The following is a 229-nucleotide window of genomic DNA, read 5'->3' on the forward strand; positions in this document are numbered from 1 at the left end:
GACGGTCGGCGGTACGGCGCAGGTCGCGGGCCGTGACGCCTACAAGCTGCACATCAAGCCGAAGCAGTACGGTTCCAGGGTCGGTGCGATCACCGGCGCGGTGGACGCGAAGACCGGGGTGCCGCTGAAGTTCACGCTGGTGCCGCCGAGGGGCGGTGCGGCCGTCGTGGACGCCGGGGTCACCCCGGTCGCCCTCGCCAAGCCGGCCGCCTCCACCTTCGACTTCACC

Annotated in this window: 1 pseudogene; it reads left to right on the forward strand. The window is 72.1% G+C overall.

The features are described 5' to 3' along the window. A pseudogene (locus tag KVT44_RS57560) lies at positions 1-229 on the forward strand (DUF2092 domain-containing protein); the annotation flags it as partial.

This window comes from Streptomyces sp. GbtcB7 (genome assembly GCF_019091445.1).
Classification (GTDB): domain Bacteria; phylum Actinomycetota; class Actinomycetes; order Streptomycetales; family Streptomycetaceae; genus Streptomyces; species Streptomyces mirabilis.